The 19,345-nt window shown below is 39.4% G+C and carries 12 protein-coding genes; 10 read left to right on the top strand and 2 right to left on the bottom strand.

The genetic code is table 11. The features are described 5' to 3' along the window. Positions 1 to 12: 12 nt before the first annotated feature. A complete protein-coding gene (locus AC57BQ_RS15385) occupies positions 13 to 1,173 on the bottom strand; it encodes a trans-sulfuration enzyme family protein (protein ID WP_496407127.1) in 1,161 nt (386 codons plus the stop codon). A gap of 2 nt (positions 1,174 to 1,175) precedes the next feature. Further along, complete coding sequence (locus AC57BQ_RS15380; RefSeq protein ID WP_496407126.1) at positions 1,176 to 2,513, bottom strand: APC family permease; 1,338 nt, start codon at positions 2,511 to 2,513, stop codon at positions 1,176 to 1,178. A 289-nt stretch (positions 2,514 to 2,802) separates the two neighbouring features. Here AC57BQ_RS15380 and AC57BQ_RS15375 point away from each other — a divergent pair, with 289 nt between their 5' ends. The 10 genes from AC57BQ_RS15375 to AC57BQ_RS15330 all read left to right on the top strand — a co-directional run bounded on the left by AC57BQ_RS15375 (position 2,803) and on the right by AC57BQ_RS15330 (position 19,057). Beyond that, the gene (locus AC57BQ_RS15375) at positions 2,803 to 3,849 is read left to right on the top strand and encodes a LacI family DNA-binding transcriptional regulator (RefSeq protein WP_496407125.1); all 1,047 of its coding nucleotides are present in this window, start codon (positions 2,803 to 2,805) and stop codon (positions 3,847 to 3,849) included. 387 nt (positions 3,850 to 4,236) lie between these two features. Next, positions 4,237 to 4,896 carry a hypothetical protein gene (locus AC57BQ_RS15370; RefSeq protein ID WP_496407124.1) on the top strand — a complete coding sequence of 220 codons (660 nt, stop codon included), beginning with the start codon at positions 4,237 to 4,239 and terminating at the stop codon, positions 4,894 to 4,896. Between the two features lie 215 nt (positions 4,897 to 5,111). Beyond that, entirely contained in the window at positions 5,112 to 8,225 is a 3,114-nt protein-coding gene (locus AC57BQ_RS15365) for a SusC/RagA family TonB-linked outer membrane protein (RefSeq protein ID WP_496407123.1), read from the top strand. Between the two features lie 15 nt (positions 8,226 to 8,240). Then, positions 8,241 to 9,818, top strand: coding sequence for a SusD/RagB family nutrient-binding outer membrane lipoprotein (locus AC57BQ_RS15360; protein ID WP_496407122.1), 1,578 nt, complete (start codon positions 8,241 to 8,243; stop codon positions 9,816 to 9,818). 19 nt (positions 9,819 to 9,837) lie between these two features. Next, positions 9,838 to 10,782 carry a DUF1735 domain-containing protein gene (locus AC57BQ_RS15355; protein ID WP_496407121.1) on the top strand — a complete coding sequence of 315 codons (945 nt, stop codon included), beginning with the start codon at positions 9,838 to 9,840 and terminating at the stop codon, positions 10,780 to 10,782. Positions 10,783 to 10,843: 61 nt separating this feature from the next. After that, positions 10,844 to 11,956, top strand: a complete 1,113-nt coding sequence (locus AC57BQ_RS15350) for a redoxin domain-containing protein (RefSeq protein ID WP_496407120.1) — start codon at positions 10,844 to 10,846, stop codon at positions 11,954 to 11,956. Positions 11,957 to 12,303: 347 nt separating this feature from the next. Then, entirely contained in the window at positions 12,304 to 12,984 is a 681-nt protein-coding gene (locus tag AC57BQ_RS15345) for a basic secretory protein-like protein (protein ID WP_496407119.1), read from the top strand. Between the two features lie 17 nt (positions 12,985 to 13,001). Further along, positions 13,002 to 14,408 carry an alpha-L-fucosidase gene (locus tag AC57BQ_RS15340; protein WP_496407118.1) on the top strand — a complete coding sequence of 469 codons (1,407 nt, stop codon included), beginning with the start codon at positions 13,002 to 13,004 and terminating at the stop codon, positions 14,406 to 14,408. A gap of 62 nt (positions 14,409 to 14,470) precedes the next feature. Further along, a complete protein-coding gene (locus tag AC57BQ_RS15335) occupies positions 14,471 to 16,756 on the top strand; it encodes a GH92 family glycosyl hydrolase (protein WP_496407117.1) in 2,286 nt (761 codons plus the stop codon). A 9-nt stretch (positions 16,757 to 16,765) separates the two neighbouring features. Further along, entirely contained in the window at positions 16,766 to 19,057 is a 2,292-nt protein-coding gene (locus AC57BQ_RS15330) for a GH92 family glycosyl hydrolase (RefSeq protein WP_496407116.1), read from the top strand. The last annotated feature ends 288 nt before the right edge of the window (positions 19,058 to 19,345 follow it).

Here is a 19,345-nt window from a genome sequence, read left to right as displayed (position 1 = left end):
ATACCTGTTTAATTAAATTTTAGCCAATGCTTGCTGAAGATCCTGAATCAAATACGCAGTATCTTCTAAGCCAACATACATTCTGACCAATTGAAGTCGCTCATCTGTTGCTGTGTACTCCTGCTCCGAAATGGATGCGATCGACGGTAGTATCAAACTTTCGTGCCCACCCCAGGAAACAGCCAGTAATATGTGCTGCAGATTATTACAAAATGCTTCTATTTTTTTAAACGAAGAATTTTTTAATGTGAAGCTGAATAACCCGCCGCAGCCTTGCATTTGTTCATGCGCCAATTGTGTTTGTTTAAAACCCGCGCTGAAAGGCCATATCACTTGTTGTATGTGCTCATGATCTTGCAGCCATTTGGTGATAACTCCGGTACTTTCAAAGCTGCGTTGTAAACGCAAAGGTAAAGTTCTTAATCCTCTTAGCAGTAACCATGCAGAATGTGGTGAAATGGCAGGACCCAGGTTCATGAATTCATGATCAAATATCTGCCTGATCAGTTCTTTGCTACCGGTAAGCACACCCGCTACAACGTCTGAATGGCCGCCGATATACTTAGTGGCTGATTGAGCTACCAGGTCGATACCCATATTGATAGGTTGCTGATATATAGGGCTGCAGTAACTATTATCGATCATGGTTACAATTCCACGTGATCTGGCAAACCTGGCGATCCTTTTGATGTCCTGTAACTCATAACTAAAAGTATTAGGGCTTTCTAAAAATATCAAACGGGTTTGGGTAGTAACCGCGGCTTCAAAATTGTCATAAACGGTGCCATCAACAAAAGTGGTGTTTATGCCAAATTTGGGTAAAAACTCCTTGAAAAGCTTTATGGTCCAGCTATACGGATTCTCTACGGCAACAATATGGTCCCCGGATTGCAGCAGCGAGAGTAAGGGAACGCTTATGGCTCCAATACCACTGCTAAATACCAAGGCATCGTCTGCTCCGTCAAGGGCAGCCAGTTTTTTTCTTAATATACTCAATGTTGGGTTTTGCCCTCTGGAATATAAATTAGTGTCAAATTCATCGGCCATGGCCTGTCTCAGGTCTGTTACCGTATTAAAAGTGAAATTGCTTGATTGTATGATGGGAGGCGAAACCGCGTTGAAGTAATTTTCTCTTTCTTCTCCCAATTCATTTAATATAAATGAAAGCTCCATAGTTAAGGTATTATAATGGTGTTCTGGCTATTTTTAGTAATAAAGTATATAACAAGACCGGTAACAAATGCGCCAAGGCATATCAACGCGGCCAAAGGGTTTTCAATAAAGATGCTTATGGTAACAAACCAATAAGCAACAATAAAAATAATAGGGATAGCAGGGTACCATTTCATCGTATAAATACCTGTTCCGTCAAGATGTTTAGTTTTTTTTCTTAAAATAAAAATGGTAACTGCCGCGGTGGAAAGTCCGATGGTATCAAAAAACATAACATAGCTAAGTATCTTTTGAAACGAGCTTATAAAAAATAGTATAAGGAGCACTGCCGTTACAAAAAAGCTCAAGCCAAATTCCTGTACCTGGGTTTTTTGATTAACACGCTTAAAGCGACGGGGCAAGATCCCATCTTCGGCCATGGCATAATAAACTCTTGGATTGGCCATAATATTAACATTGATAAACGCGAGTACCGAAACAAACATCAGCAATGAAATGATCTTATAGCCAACCGCGCCAAAAATAGCCCCCGCCAGGGTAGCAGCCAGTGCGGTTTTATGTTGCAAGCCTTTGATACCCAGTACCGAATAATAAGCAAAGTTAATTAGCAGGTATAGAAATATAACTGTTATCATCCCCGTAAAAATTGCTTTGGGGATGTTGGTCTTGGCATTAATGATGTCCCCGCCAAAATTGATAGTTTGTTGATAACCACCATAGGTGAAGAACACGGCAACCAGACTTATCCCAAATGCGCTCAAATTATATTTATTATCGTCAGGTGGTACAATAACTTTATAATCACCGGGTGTTATATGACTTTTAAAAACCGCCGTACAAAGAATAAGGATCATGCTTATTTTAAATATGGTCAATACATTTTGGGTTCGCGCACTCATTTTGATTCCCAAAAAGTTAATGATATACAAAATAAGAACTGATGTAATGGTCATGATCTTAATACCCAAATCGTTTTGCAGGCTTGCGGGCATAATTACCGGGTTAATATACTCCGCGCCTATAAGTGCCACAGCAGCCACCGAAGCCGCATTGCTGATCACCAATATCCAGTTGATCATAAAAGCGAATGCTGGATGAAAGCAGTACGAAAAAACCTTATAAAAGCCACCGGTAGTTGGATAGCGTGCCCCTATTTCGGCAAAAGTAAGGGCACCGCATAAGCTAACAGCTCCTCCAAAAAACCAGGCGCCAAAATACAGGAACGGATTACTTGAACTAATTGCTACTTCACCAGGTGTTGCAAAAATACCCATCCCTATTACCAGGCTGATAACGATCATGGAAAGATCAAAGCGGGTTAGTTTGGGCGTAATGCTCATATCGGTTTTTGTATATCAATGTTTAATAGTAAAGGGATGTTAATTTAAAATGGTAATTTAAGCATATTTAGTAATTATATTTATATTACTAAAAGGTTTTACTAACCCCCAGTAACCATTATATTATTTATAGAAAAAGAACGTTTATGGTAATGCCATTTAAATCGCTGTAATAAAACACTAAGTGTAGCAGCATTGTTATAAATTTATATTTTTGATAAATAAGGTATTTGCCTAATTTGTTGCTATTAATACAATAAACCTGGAAATCACAAGAGACTCACGCATAATGATAAATAAAAAAATATCCATAAAAGATATCGCAAAGCTTACCAATACATCCATTACAACGGTGTCATTTGTTTTAAACGGCAAGGGCCGTATTAGTAAAGAGATAACCAAAAAAATATTGGATGTAGCTGCCAAAAATGGATATGAGCCAAACCGGATGGCAGTAGGGCTTCGTACCGGTGTTTCAAAAGTTATAGGCTTGATAGTTGAAACTATCGGAGGCCCGTTTTTTGGAGCGATGGCCAAAGTGATAGAAGAAGAAGCAGAAAAAGAGGGATACAGAATTATTTATTGCAGCACTAACAATAATATCCAGAAAGGAAAGGATGTGATCAGAATGCTTTCTCAGCAATTGGTTGACGGCTATATCGTCACACCTATGAAAGGGCTTGAGAAAGATATTCAAAACCTGGTAGCTAATGAAAAACCTGTAGTATTAATAGATGGTTATTTCCCTGGTTTGGATATCCCCCATGTATTGGTTGATAATCATGGCAGCGCTTTTAATGCGGTTGACCATCTTTTAAAGTCCGGATATAAAAAGATAGGTTTGATAACTGCTGATCTGGACCTGATTCAATTACAGGATCGCACCCGGGGATACAAGGATGCTTTAAAAATTAACGACATAAAGGAAGACAAAAGGTTAATATTTAAATTACCCTTTGACACCGATAAGGATAAAGCCATAAACGCTATAAAAGCCTTTATAAAACAGCAGAAGCAGATGGATGCTGTATTTTTTACTACAAACTATTTAGGTACGATGGGGTTGGAAAGCATCAGGCAGCTTGAGTTGAATATTCCCAAAGACTTAGCTATGATCAGTTTTGATGATAATGAAATATTTAGCTTGTACCCTCCAGGAATTACAACTATACAACAACCTACCTATGAGATAGCAAAATCGGCTATTGATCTTTTACTGGCACAGATAGGAGGGAACAAGGGGAATAATTCGAAAGTTAAGCACCAGATACCGTCTAAACTTATTGAACGAGGGTCGACACCTATAAAAATTGCCACTAGTATTGAGGGTAATTAATTAAGTTTTGCTTATTTAGGCAAGGTTTTATAATAATTTTCTTCAAATGTCACCTTAATCTATAAAAATAGAGCTATATGGTTGTATTAAATAGTAAATTTCAGAAAAAGATGAAAATATAAATATTTAATTGTCAATAATTGTTTAATTATTGCATTTTTTATTCTTAAATTTTATTTTATTGTTAAATCATCAATTAATTAAATAGATTATTGATGATTTTCTTATTTAAGACGAATTGTTTTGTGATTATTTAAAAATAATTTGAAAAATTATTTGGTAAAACGTTTTATTTTTTTAGATTTGATAAAACGTTTTATTTAATTACCTGATAATGCTTTTATCCGGTTGCTAAGCAAAACGCACTGATTAACTATTAACTACTTATTGTTTGAAATGAAACGACTTTACTTAAGTTTGTTATTTGCTTCTTTTGGGCTATTTTCAAGCTACGGGCAGCAGGCTCCAATAACTTTCGGGTTAGGGAGGCCCCTTGAATTAAACAAGAATACCGGTATCTCAGGCTCACCATATTTACTACCCGATTTTCAAAAAAGTGAACTGGTAACTCCGGGAGGCCGGTCTGTAAACACGGTACAACTTCGCTATAATATATATAATCAAACAATAGAATGCTCAATCGATCAACAGATATATAATATCAGCGATTCTGTTACACGTTTCCGTTTTGTAGAAACACCTGAGTATCCCAATACATTTATCAGGATAAAATCTCCCCAAGTAAAAAGTTCCCAGGGACAGTTTTTTGAAATTGTATATCAAGGCAAAATAAGCCTGGTTAAGAAAATTGAGGTAAGCATATCTTCTAATGAGGATTGGTATACGAAAAAAACAATCAAAAAATTTGTTGTTAAAACTGAATATTACTCATTCGCTAATAATGAGTTATCCAAACTGGGTACAAATAAAAAAAGTGTTTTGAATGCTTTAGGAAATAATACACGTGCAAAGAGTTATATGGATACTAATGATGTTGATCTTTTATCAGATAGTTCATTAGAAAAACTGTTTCAGTATCTCAATTAAAAATTAGGCTTATTTGAGATAGTCTACTTTAAAAAAATCATGGTAATGAGTTATTAAGCCACAATCTTGTTGGCATGGGATGCTTTTTGCCAAATTGATAAAACGTTTTACTTATTTTTTAACCATTGAATCAGAAAGGAGGAAGTACATGATTTGATCACTTTTCTTACATAATTAACCAAACAATAATTAAATGGAATTAAAACTTTATAATAATGAATAAATTTTTACAAAGGTGTTTATGGCTTTTGATGTTTGCGGCAACAAGTGCAAGCGCGCAAATGCTTAAGATAACAGGTAAGGTAACCGACAAGGCAGATAATTCTCCGTTACCTGGTGTTAGTGTGGTTGTTAAAGGTACAACTACAGGTACCATGACCAGTGGTAATGGCGATTTTACCATCATGGTGCCTAATAAAAACAGTATATTATCTTTCAGCTTTATTGGGTACATTAAAAAAGAGGCTCCTATAGCAGCAAACGGATCTGTAATTGTATCCTTAGAGTCAGACAGCCGGCAGCTACAAGAGGTAACTATTACAACGGCTTTGGGTATTAAACGTAAAGCCAAAGAATTGGGTTATGCAACTCAATCAGTAAGCAGCAAAGATCTTACCAGGAGTAAACCTACAAACCTTGCGGCAGGCTTATCAGGCAAAGTTGCAGGTTTGCAAATTAACCAGGCTAATAATCAGATAGATGCCGGTGATCAGATACGTGTAGTATTACGCGGTAACCGCTCATTTGTTGGTAATAATCAGGCCTTACTGGTTGTGGACGGCGTAACAACCTCATTAAGTTATTTGAATTCTATCAATCCCAATGATGTTGAAAGCGTGAACGTGTTAAAGGGGGCTAATGCAGCCGCGCTTTACGGTTCTGAAGCATCAAATGGTGTGATCATTGTAACTACAAAAAAAGGGCAATCTGAAGGAGGAGGAACAATTACCTATACCAATACTACCATGCTTAACAGGTTATCTTATTTCCCTAAGCTGCAAAATCAGTTTGGCGGAGGTACAGATCAGGATGCGTTTGGTTTTCCTCAATTTACACCGTTTGAAAACCAAAACTACGGTGACAGGTATGATGGAAGTATAAGACCGCTTGGACGTACTTTACCTGATGGTAGCATACAAAAGGTTGTTTATTCGGACAGGGCAAATGAAAAGAAAGATTTTTTTGATACTGGTCTTGACGAGCAGAATGATCTTACTTACTCCAGCGGTGATGAAAAAGGGTCAGTTTTTATAAATGCCCAGCGCCTTGACAGTAAAGGCACAACACCTGGTGATAAGGCCAACAGAACGGCTTTTCGTATTAATGGTACCCGTAACTTCCGGAATTTTACGGCTAATTATTCTATTGATTATACCCAAAGGAATTATGATAAATCATACAATCAGGTTTATAACAACGTAATTAACACGCCTTCCGAGATCCCTTTAACACAGTATAGCGATCTTAATTCGTTATATGGCAATCCTAATAATTATTATAACGATTATTATCAGAGTCCATACTTTGGTTTGCAGGATCAACGTCAAACAGAACGTAAAGATGCCTTACTGGGTAATTTATCTATTGGTTATAAAGCTACCGACTGGTTAAGTTTCTTAGTGCGTGGCGGTATTAGTACTTCTACTATAGTGGGTAAATACACACAGGCGGCTTTTAACTATTCTGATTTTGCTAAGGCAAGCGGAAAATCAATAGCTACCAATAATATTCAGGCTTCTGAAAGTGATTACGATCAGTTTAATAGTCGGTATAATGGCGATTTCCTGGCAACTTTTGATAAGAAGCTGAGTGAGGATTTTAACCTGAAATTTATAGCCGGTGCTCAAATAACAGATAAATCTCAACAAAACATTAGCGTTGGCGCGAGTTCGCTTGTAATACCAGATCTGTTTAATGTGAGTAACGTATCGGGTGTGCCAGGTGCGTCTGAAAACGTTTCCCATGATCGTCAGTTTGGTGTTTTCGGCGATTTAACTGTTGGTTATAAAGACTATTTATTTTTACATGCTTCAGGTCGTAGGGATATAGATTCAAGATTAGCAAAAAATAACCGGGCCTTCTTTTATCCGGCGGTAGATGCTTCTTTTATTTTTACGGATGCAATCCCGGCCCTTAAAGATAATCCTATATTATCATCAGGTAAACTAAGAGCCGGTATATCAAAGGTTTATACAGTACAGGTTGGTGCGTATGCACTCCAGTCAACTTTTGGCACAGGAGGCGGGTTCCCCTATGGTAGTACTGCAGGTTTTACAGTAGGGGATGTGGTTTATGACCCTAATTTGAAACCAGAGCAAACCGTATCAAAAGAAATTGGACTTGATTTAGGTTTCTTTAACAACCGGATAAGTTTAGAGACTTCCGTTTATCATGAAGTAACTAAAAATCAAGAAATTACTACAGGTATAAATATTTCAAATGCTACAGGTTTTGGCGCAGCCGTAATTAATACCGGTAGTGGTGTTAATAAAGGTTACGAGATAACGCTTGCTGCTTCACCGGTGTTATCGCTGCATAATGGATTTACCTGGAATATCAGTATCAACTTCTCACATAATCAAAATAAAGCTACCTCTTTATACCAGGGGCTTAATCAGTTAAGTATTGGCAGTAGCAACTATATAGTAGTTGGGAAATCGTACCCTCAATTGATCGGGTCTGATTACAACAGAGATAAGGAGGGGCATGTTATTGTAAATGCCACAACAGGTTTACCTACGGTGAACAATACCCTGGTTGATTTTGGACAAACCAATCCCAAGAATATTTTAGGTGCTACCACCAGCTTTTCATTCAAGCACTTTACCCTTTCCGGAACTGCTGAATACCGGGGTGGAGCTGTGGTGTATAATGGATTTGCAAGTACACTTGATTTCTCGGGTATTAGCTATACATCTGCCGAAGGTGGAAGGGAGCGTTTTGTATATCCTAACTCAGTAATTGAAACTTCGCCGGGTGTATATCAAAAAAACACCAATATTACTACTAATACAGGGGGAGGCGGTTTCTGGGCCGATGGTATTCGTGATAACGTAATGTCAAATTATGTGGTAAGCGCCGATTATTTAAAAATAAGAGAGCTTTCACTAGCTTACGAAGTACCTGAAGCTTTCCTGAAAAGGATCAAGTTTATAAAAAAAGCAAGTATTGCTTTAGTTGGCAGAAACTTATTCATGTTCAGACCTAAATCAAATATTTATACCGATCCGGAAATTAATATAGGTACCGATAACCCGCAAGGTTATAACAACCTGAACCAAACTCCGCCAACGCGTATCTATGGTTTTACCGCAAGCATCGGAATATAATTTAACACAGAAAAGATGAAAAGAATATTTACAGTGGCACTTGTTGCTCTTGCATTAAGTGCTTGCAAAAAAGGGTATTTTGATATCAACAATAACCCAAATAGTTCCACAAATGCCTATCCTGGTTTGGTATTAACCAATGCGTTAAATACTACCGCCAGAAATACAACAGGGTCATTTGAGTTTTACCGTTTTGCATCTCCGTGGATTGGTTATTGGAATTTTAGCGGTGCCTATTCGGGTTTCCTGGAAGAACGTAGTTATAACATTACTTCGAACTATGGCGGAGCCACAGCCACCTGGCCCAACTTATATAATAACCTGGAGGATTATTATTATCTGGAACAGCAGGGTCAAACGCTTGCAAAACCTTATTTTGTTGCTTTTGCAAAAACCATGAAAGCCTATGACTTTCAGTATCTGGTTGATTTTTATGGTAATATCCCGTATTCACAAGCTTTGCAATCAACAAAATTTATCCGTCCTAAATATGACAAGGATATAGCTATTTATGAAGATCTGGCTAACCAGTTAGATTCTGCAGCTACTATATTTAAGGCAAACGCGGGTAAAGTAGCCAATAGTGATATTGTATATGATATTATGTATAAAGGCGATCTTACTAAATGGGGAAAGCTGGCTAATACACTTAAATTACGATTGCTGTTGCGCCAATCCGAAATACCAGGCAGGACAGATTATATCAAGACACAGATAGCCAAGATCACCGCTAACGGATTAGGTTACCTGGGTGCCGGCGAAACCGCTAATATTCAGCCTGGCTATCTTAATAGTGATGGCAAACAGAATCCGTTTTATGCATCGTTTGGCTATACCGCAGCTGCATCTAAAACTTTACAGTTTGGTCACCAGGAGTATTTAGCGGCTAAGTATTCATTAGATTTTTACCAAAATAATAACGATCCCCGGTTAACAAGATTTTATACAACCATTAACGAAGGTGCCGGAACAACATATGTTGGACACCCATTTGGGCCAACGGCCACCACTGCCGAAAAACCAGACCAGATATCGGCTATTGGCCCGGGTTTGGTTAGCTTTCCGGATGATGCGAGTAAAGCGCAACCGCTCATGACTGATTTTGAAAGCTTGTTTTTACAGGCCGAGGCTGCTCAGCGTGGTTTAATAAGCGGAGATGCCAGGGCATTTTATCAAGCCGCTATCACTCAGTCATTTCTCGCTCTTGATCTGACATCGGCCGAAGCTGCTACCTATTATAGTACACAACCAGTTGCCAACTGGGATGATGCAGTCAATAATGGATCAGATGTAAGTGCAGAAGGTACCAGTTATGATAAAAAACTTATCCTGATCATTAAGCAAAAATGGTCGTCATTAAATGGATTTAATGACATAGAAGCCTGGTGCGATTACAGACGCCTTGGTTTGCCAGCTGATATTCCAGTTTCAAATAACCCGGCAGCTACCACCAGAAGGATACCTGTAAGAATGCCATACCCACAAAGCGAGTATAATTACAATCCTGACAATGTAGGGGCCGAAGGTACTATCAGTCAGTTTACGTCAAAGGTTTTCTGGGATGTTAAAGATGTGCCAATTGCTAAGAATTGAAAAATTTAAACGAATGAAGATGAAAAAGAAAGATATATTAAAGTGTTTAATCCCACTTTTGTTTGCAGCGATATTATCATCCTGCAAAGACACCATTCCACAACCAGATTTCACAAAGGATATTCCTATTGTTGAATTACCGGTGGCCAGTTTAGCAGGTAATGGAGGAGGCAATTCAATGGCAATTAGTTTTGCTATCCAGGCAACGCCTTCAGATTATTTTATCTATGTAAACTATGCTGCTCCAAATGCCAATTCAACCGATCTGGCAGTTACATTAGCTGTTGATACCGCGGTTTTAGGTAAATATAACCGCACAAATGGAACAAGCTATGATTTACTTCCGGCCCAGGATTATAGTTTATCAACAAAAATAACTATTCCTAAAGGCCAGCGTAAGGTGGAGTATCATATTAAATTTAATACAGCACTGATCGATCCTACAGCTAAATATGCTTTGCCGTTAAAAATCATCGATGCTTCGGGAGTGGTAATAAGTGGCAATTTTGGTACCCTCAATTTGTTAGTAGGTATTAAGAACGCTTATGATGCAGATTACAGTACCACTGGATACCTGTTTCACCCAAGCGCTCCACGTGCCCTTAAAGATACCAAGCATCTTTCAACTTTGGGCTTAAATACTTGTAGCGCGGGTTTAGGCGATTTGTACGGAAGCAATTATTACTTCCAGTTTGATGTGGATGGATCTACACTTAAAAACTGGGTAGCAGTCGGAGCAACACCTGCAGCGCCGGCATCTGGATTTATGACTGCTGATAGCCCGGGTGCCGCTGATTATTCAAGCGCCGCGCCAAACGCGCCTGGAACAAGTCCATGGACATCGGCTACCTACAATAATACCTATGATGCAACCACCAAAACGTTTTATATGCACTACGGTTATAACGGTAGTGCTCCAAACAATTTTACCCGTCAGATTTATGAAAAATGGGTAAGAAATTAAATTGATTGAAATTTAAGGAGTTATCTGGTAATTCAGATAACTCCTTAATTTATAATGATATATGAAATACACTCTGCTTTTTGTTTCGGTTTGTTTAATGCTGTGTACGGCTTGTGTTCGTACAAGCACAGTAACTAAAGTTATATTGAATCTTAAAGCAGGTTTGAACGAAAAGGTTTATATAGAAAAAATAGCTTTTAATAGCGAGAAGCAGGTTATTATCGATTCGGCTACGGTAACGGATAATCATCACAGCTTGATTCTGCATGTGCCAACAAATGAAGAAAGGCTGTACAGGATGCGATTTACTAATAGTAATATGCGTATCCTTTTTGTTAATGATGTAAAAAAGCTTACGATTACTGCCAGTTGGTTCAATAATAAATATGCAGTTTCTGGATCACCGGTTACAGCCAGGTTACAGGAGCATGAAGAACAGCAATTACAAATCGCGGCTGATATAAGACAAGAGTGGGAAAAAGAGAAAACAACAGATCGGGGAAATAATAGTAATGAGCTACCGGATTATTTAAAAAATAAACTTACTAACCAGGCTAAACAGCAAATGAATTATGCTGATACCGTGAACGATCCTGTTTTATTCATGTCAGCTTATAATAGTCTCGATTTTGGAAATGATCATACAAAACTTAAAAAATTCATTCTTCGGGCTTCCAAGCGGTTTCCTAATTATCAGCCTGTTCAGGTGCTCAAAAAGGAGGTGCTGAATTTTTTGAGCATTTATGAAAATCAGTTCAAGGTAAATGATCAGCTGCCGGAGCTAACTTTAACTGATACTTCCGGAAATGGGTTTTCCACTGCTTCTTTAAAGGGCAGGTATTATTTGATCAATTTTTGGTCAACCTATTGTTCGGAATGTTTTGTTTTTAATGATGCGGTTAAAAGACTTAGGCAGAAAGTGCCCCCGGAAAAAATTGAGATCGTGAGCGTCGCTATTGATGATCAAAAAGAGCTATGGGAAAGTATAATAAAAAAAAATAATTATAACTGGATTCAGCTGATTGATCAACAAATGTGGAGTGGCAGGGCTGTAAATGTTTTAAAAGTAGACAGCATACCTTCCAATTTTTTTGTTTCACCCAATGGTACGATCACCGGCAAAAATATACCGGCTAAAGATTTGATAGAGGTGGTTACAAATAAATTAAGGTAATCGTTACCTGAACAACTATATATTGAAATTTTAATACCCCTATTTATATAATACTACTTGTCAATAAACAATTAATGCAATCAGTGCCTGGCATCTTAGCTAAGTGTTGGAGAAAAGTTTATACGAATTCCTAATTGTTTAATTGAAGGTCATCAGAATGCTTCACCGTTCTTTTGATTAGTAATAGTTAAGTATTTAAAGCGTCCATCGGAGAAGCGGTGGACGCTTATTAAAATCATAATTGTTACAGTCAAAAAAATTAAAATAATACTGTATATATTGGTAAAACGTTTTACTTTTGAAAAGTATCTCTATTGTCTCAACATTATAATAACCAAAAAACATCCATGAAAAGAATACTACTTCTAAACCTCCTGATCATTTTAGGGCTTTCAAGTAAAAGCAACGCGCAACAAACTGAAGTATTTAACAAAAAAGGATATAAACTAACCTTTGAAAATCAAGATGCTAGTTTTAGCCCCGAGCTTAAAAATAAATTGATTGAAACTTTTTACGCTGTTTATCCTAAACTGGCAAAGACCTACAATAAAAAAACCTTAAAAAGTGTAACTTTTGTTATTGATACCGCTTACAATGGTGTTGCCGCCACCGATAATGGCCGGGTTGTTTTTAGTGCGAAATATATGACAAAGCATCCGCATGATATTGATGTAGTAACGCACGAGGTAATGCATATTGTTCAGGACTATGGTAGCAATAACAATGGCCCCGGATGGTTAACGGAAGGTATAGCCGATTATGCCCGCTATAAGTTTGGAGTTGATAATGAAGGCGCCAAATGGGCATTACCTGCTTTTAAAGCAACGCAAAGCTATGAAAATAGTTACCGCATTACTGCCCGTTTCCTGGTGTGGATAGAGAAAAACATTAAATCGGGCCTGGTAAAAGATTTGGATGCCCAGTTGCGCAATCATACCTTTACTGATGATAGCTGGAAGAAAGAAACCGGCAAAACACTAAATGAACTTTGGACAGCCTACGCGGCTAATCCGGTTATTGGAGAATAACCAATTCACAGCATTATATGAAATTAAGTAATAGTATAAAAGCAATTTGCCTGGCACTGTTGTGTAGCCTGGGTATGGGAGCGTATGCACAAAGCAACAAACCTGTAAAAACATTGGCGCAGCTGCAACAGGAGTTTGTTGATTTGCGTTTCGGTATGTTCATCCATTTTAACATTCCAACTTATCTTAATCAGGACTGGGCCGATCCTGAGGCATCGCCTGCCATTTTTAATCCAACAAAGCTCAATTGCGATCAGTGGGCTAAAGCAGCAAAATCTGCTCACATGAGTTACGGTTGTATTACCACTAAGCATCACAGCGGATTTTGCATCTGGGATACAAAAACTACCGATTATAACGTAATGAATAGTCCGCTGAAAAGGGATGTGGTTAAAGAGTACGCGGATGCATTCAGGGCCAATGGATTGAAAGTATTTTTATACTATTCTATCATGGATACGCATCACAGCTTACGGCCTAATGGTATAACCGCTAAGCATATTGATATGATCAAGGCCCAGATCACCGAATTGATGACCAAATACGGTGATATCGGTGCTTTGATCATTGATGGTTGGGACGCACCATGGTCAAGAATATCTTATGATGATGTACCTTTTGAAGAGATATACCGTTTGGTAAAATCCTTACAGCCCAATTGCCTGGTTATGGATCTTAACGGCGCTAAATACCCTGCCGAAGGTATGTTCTATACGGATATTAAAACTTATGAGCAAGGAGCCGGTCAACACATTTCAAAAGAGAACAACAACATGCCGGCGCTTTCCTGCTATCCGTTGCAAAAACACTGGTTCTGGAATTTGTCTGATCCTACTGATGCCGTGAAAGACCCTGTTAAACTGGTTAATGATAACATTATTCCATTCAATAATGTGGATTGTAATTTTATCCTGAATGTAGCCCCCAACCGTGATGGCCTTATTGATGATAATGCTCTTGCAGCCCTCAAAAAAATAGGGGAGATGTGGAAGAACGATGGCCCAGTAGCTAAGTTGCCTAAACTCGAAGCGCCAATTATATCCTCAAATCTGGCTAAAAACCAATTCTCGAACTCGAGTTGGAGTGATGATTCCAATATTATGGACTTTGCTAATGATGATGATTTCCATAGTTCATGGATATCAAACCCAACCGTGAAAAATCCGTGGTATGAGGTTACTTTTAAGTGTGATCAGGGATTTAATACAATAGCTATTACCGAAGAGAAAACAAACATCACCAAACTACGTCTGGAATATTGTGATAATGGTACCTGGAAACCTCTGTTTTCTGGCGAGAGCAAAAACCGGGTAAAGATATTTCGCTTTGACAGGGTATGGGGTAGTAAAATTCGCGTATCTGTTGATGCAGCTGATCGCCAGGTATCCATTGCTGAGGTTGGCGTTTATAATGAGAGAAGATAATAAAGATTGTAACATTACATTAACCTGAAACCTGCAGTTTCATCACAATTAAATTATAACTAATGAAAGCACTTTTTAGCGCCATTTTGGTTTCGCTTTGCGTGAGTACGTATGCACAGCAAACTGGTAAGATCAACAGTCCGGTTGATTATATCAACCCGCTGATGGGCACCGATTCTAAGCCCGATCTGTCAAACGGAAACACTTACCCGGCTATAGCATTGCCCTGGGGCATGAATACCTGGACACCGCAAACCGGTAAAATGGGTGATGGCTGGCAGTATACTTATGCTGCCGATAAAATACGGGGTTTTAAACAAACCCATCAGCCAAGTCCCTGGATGAATGACTATGGGCAATTTGTAATTATGCCGGTTACTGGCAAACTGCGTTTTGACCAGGATGATCGTGCAAGTTGGTTCTCGCATAAATCAGAAACGGCCAAACCTTATTACTATAGTGTTTACCTCGCAGATGCTGATGTGACTACCGAGATAACCCCAACAGAACGGGCCGCTCAGTTTAGGTTTACTTTCCCAAAATCTGATAGTTCATTCATCGTTGTTGACGCTTTTAATCGCGCCTCATACATCAAAATACTGCCGAAGGAGCAAAAGATCATAGGTTATAGTACCCGTTACGCACGCGGAAAAATGACCAACTTTAAAAACTACTTTGTTATTTATGTAGATAAACCTTTTACACTGGCAAAAGCATGGCATGATAAAACTTTGGCCCATGATTCTTTGGAGATTACCAGCGCTCATTCAGGTGCGGTTATCGGCTTTAAGACTACCAAAGGCGAAAAGGTACACCTGAAAGTAGCTTCCTCATTTGTAAGCTTTGAACAGGCGGATCTGAACCTGAAACGCGAACTGGCAAACGATAACTTTGACGCTACCTGCCAAAAAGCCAAAGCGGTATGGAATAAAACCCTGAGCCGGATTAATGTAGAAGGCGGCAGCATTGACCAAACCCGCACTTTTTATAGCTGTATGTACCGGATGTTGTTTTTCCCAAACAAGCTGTATGAGTTGGATGCGCAGAATAAGATAGTACACTATAGCCCGTACAATGGCAAGGTAATGCCCGGTTATTTATTTGGCGGTACGGGCTTTTGGGATACCTTTAGGGCCCTTTATCCTTTCCTGAACCTGGTTTATCCATCTATCAACAAAGAAATGCAGGAAGGTCTGATCAACGACTATAAAGAAGGAGGTTGGCTGCCAGAGTGGTCGAGTCCGGGTTATGCAGATATTATGGTGGGTAATAACTCGGCATCAGTTGTCGCCGAAGCTTATTTGAAAGGCTTGCGGGGCTATGATATCAATACCCTTTATGATGCACTGGTACATGGCGCTAACAACGAAGGCCCGATATCTGCTACTGGCCGTTACGGCGTGAAATATTACAACGAATTGGGTTATGTGCCCTATGATGTGAAAGTTAACGAGAACGCAGCCCGTACGCTTGAATATGCTTACGATGATTTTGCTATTTACCAATTGGGTAAAGCTTTGGGTAAGCCGGAATCTGAAATAGGTATCTACAAAAAGCGTAGTCAAAACTACCGTAACCTGTTTGACCCTGCTACCGGCTTAATGCGTGGCAAAAATAAAGACGGCTCTTTTGAAACACCCTTTAATCCTTTTAAATGGGGCGATGCCTTTACCGAAGGTAACAGCTGGCATTACAGCTGGAGTGTTTTTCATGATATTCAGGGACTCATTAATTTGATGGGGGGTAAACAAAAATTCGTAACCAAGCTGGATTCTGTATTTACCATACCGCCTGTGTTTGATGATAGTTATTACGGTGGGGTGATACACGAGATCCGTGAAATGCAGATAGCTAATATGGGACAGTACGCGCATGGTAATCAGCCTATACAGCACATGATATATTTGTATAACTATGCCGGCGAACCCTGGAAAACCCAGTATTGGACACGCGAAACCATGAACCGTATGTACAAGGCTACACCCGATGGTTATTGCGGTGATGAAGATAATGGTCAAACATCGGCCTGGTATGTGTTCTCAGCCATGGGTTTTTACCCGGTTTGCCCTGCCAGTGACCAATATGTGCTGGGCGCACCATTGTTTAAAAAACTAACCCTTACATTAGAGAACGGTAAGCAGGTAGTGATTAACGCCCCTGCCAACAACGCGCAAAACCGCTACGTACAAACGTTTAATGTTAATGGTAAAACATATACTCCAAACTGGCTTAGTCATAAAGCGCTGATGCAGGGCGCGGTGATCAATGTAGGTATGGGAGCGACGCCAAACAAAAATCGGGGTACGCAAGACAAGGATTTTCCATTTTCTCTGTCAGAGAAAAACTAATTATATAATATGAAACATTTATTCACTGCTTTTTTGTTGGGCACCGCTTTTATGGCAGGTGCACAAACGCATCCGGCAGAAAAACTGGTACAATACGTTAATCCCATCATCGGTACGCAACGTATGGGGCACACTTATCCGGGAGCTACCGTTCCTTTTGGTATGGTGCAGCTAAGTCCCGAAACAGATACCGCCAGCTATGAACTCAACGGTCACTATAATCCCGATGTATATAAATACTGCGCGGGTTATCAATATGATGATAAAACCATCGTAGGCTTTAGTCATACCCATTTTAGCGGTACAGGACACTCAGATCTGGGCGATTTTTTGATCATGCCTACCGTAGGCGCCTTAAAATTGAACCCGGGCACTGCAGACAAACCAGGTAGCGGCTATCGTTCTGCTTTTTCGCACCAAAATGAGGTTACCGAGGCCAACTATTATAAGGTGAAGCTGGATGCCAGCAACATCATCGCCGAAATGACCACTACTACCCGCGTGGGCTTTCATCAATACACTTTTCCAAAATCAGATCAATCGCACATCATTCTTGACCTGATGGCGGGGATCTATAATTATCCGGATAAAAACGTGTGGACTTACCTCAAGGTATTGAATGACTCTACTGTGGTTGGCTACCGACAAACCAATGGTTGGGCGCGTACCCGCTCACTATATTTTGCCATGAGCTTTTCAAAACCGTTCTTTCAGCATGGTTACAAAAAATATGACAAGCGTGAGGTTTACGGAGGTTTCTGGGGCAAATTCAATCAAACTAAAAACTTCCCCGAAATAGCCGGTCGCCAGATCAGAAGCTACTTTGATTTTAAAACCGAAGAAGGCGAAAAGATCAAGATCAAATTTGCTATATCGCCGGTAAGTATGGATGGCGCGCTTAATAACATGCGTACCGAACTGCCGGGTTGGGATTTTGAGAAAGTAAAAAATGACGGGCAGCAACAATGGGAGCAGGAACTGCACAAGATTGTGATACAAGGCAGCAAAGAGACTAAGCAGAATTTTTATACCTCAATGTACCATGCCATGATCAATCCAACCATTTATATGGATGTGGATGGCCAATACAAAGGCCTTGATCAAAATGTGCATAAAGCCGATGGCTTTACCAACTATACCACCTTCTCTATGTGGGATACTTACCGTGCCTTGCACCCTTTATTCAATATTATTGATCCTAAGCGCAATGCAGATATGGTACAATCTATGATGGTGCACTTTGATCAGAGTCCGGAGAAGATGCTGCCCATATGGTCAAACTCTGGGAACGAAAACTGGTGTATGAGTGGTTACCACAGCGTAGTGGTACTGGCCGATGCGGTTGTAAAAGGTAATGCTCCATTTGATGCCAACAAGGCGCTGGATGCTTGTGTGGCAACTGCCCGCCATCGTGATTATGAAGGTATAGGTGAATACATAGATAGGGGGTATATCCCGGATGAAAAAAGTGGTGTGTCGGTATCATCAACCCTGGAATATGCTTTTGACGACTGGGCTATTGCGCAGATGGCTAAAAAGTTGAACCGTAACGATATTTACGAAGAGTTTATCAAACGCTCACAAAACTACAAGAACGTATATGATGCCAAAGCAGGCTTTATGCGCCCCAAACTGGCAGATGGTACTTTCCGTCAAAAATTTGATCCATTGAGCACTATTAACGAAGGCTTTATTGAAGGTAATTCCTGGAACTATACCCTGTTTGCTCCGCAAGATCCGGAAGGACTGATCAAGCTGATGGGAGGTAACAAACGCTTTGTAGGTTACCTGGATTCGTTATTTACTATGAACCTGCCTGATAAGTATTTTGCAGAAACCGAAGACATTACCCGCGATGGCATTATAGGCAATTATGTGCATGGCAACGAGCCATCGCACCACGTAGCTTACCTGTACAACTGGACAGACAAACCCTGGAAAACACAGGAACGCATCCGGATGATATTACCCCGCATGTATAAACCAACACCGGATGGTTTGGGTGGTAACGACGATACCGGTCAGATGAGTGCCTGGTATATTTTCAGCTCATTGGGTTTTTACCCGGTAGCGCCTGGGTCTGATCAATATTCAACCGGTAGCCCAGCAGTAAACGGCGCGGTGATCAACCTGGATAATGGCAAAACGTTTACCATCAACGTTAAAAACCAAAGCCCTAAAAATGTATACGTACAAAAAATGGAACTGAATGGTAAGGTACTTAACGGCCTTTTCATAAGCCATGCCGATATCATGAACGGTGGCGAGATTACTTTTTACATGGGATCAAAGCATAAATAAAACTATAGGTTTTACTATAAAAAAGAGGCTGTATCATTAATCATGATCAGCCTCTTTTTTATTTGATCCGGATACTCAGTTACGGATTGATGTATAGTTTTGGATTAGATTGACAGAATTAACCAAAAAGTGGGTTTACATGGTTTACACTTTTTATGGTTTACGTTGATGTATTTTATTGATAATCAAATATTTAAATATATTTTATCATCAAAAATGGGTTTACAGTGTAAACCATAAATATGATCGGCTCAATTTCAATTCATAGCTGGCTTAATATCAAATGCA

The organism is Mucilaginibacter sp. BGA-UO-ETr-C110, from assembly GCF_059567985.1.
The sequence above is the reverse complement of the archived record's forward strand: the minus strand, read 5'-3'. Positions and strand labels throughout refer to the sequence as shown.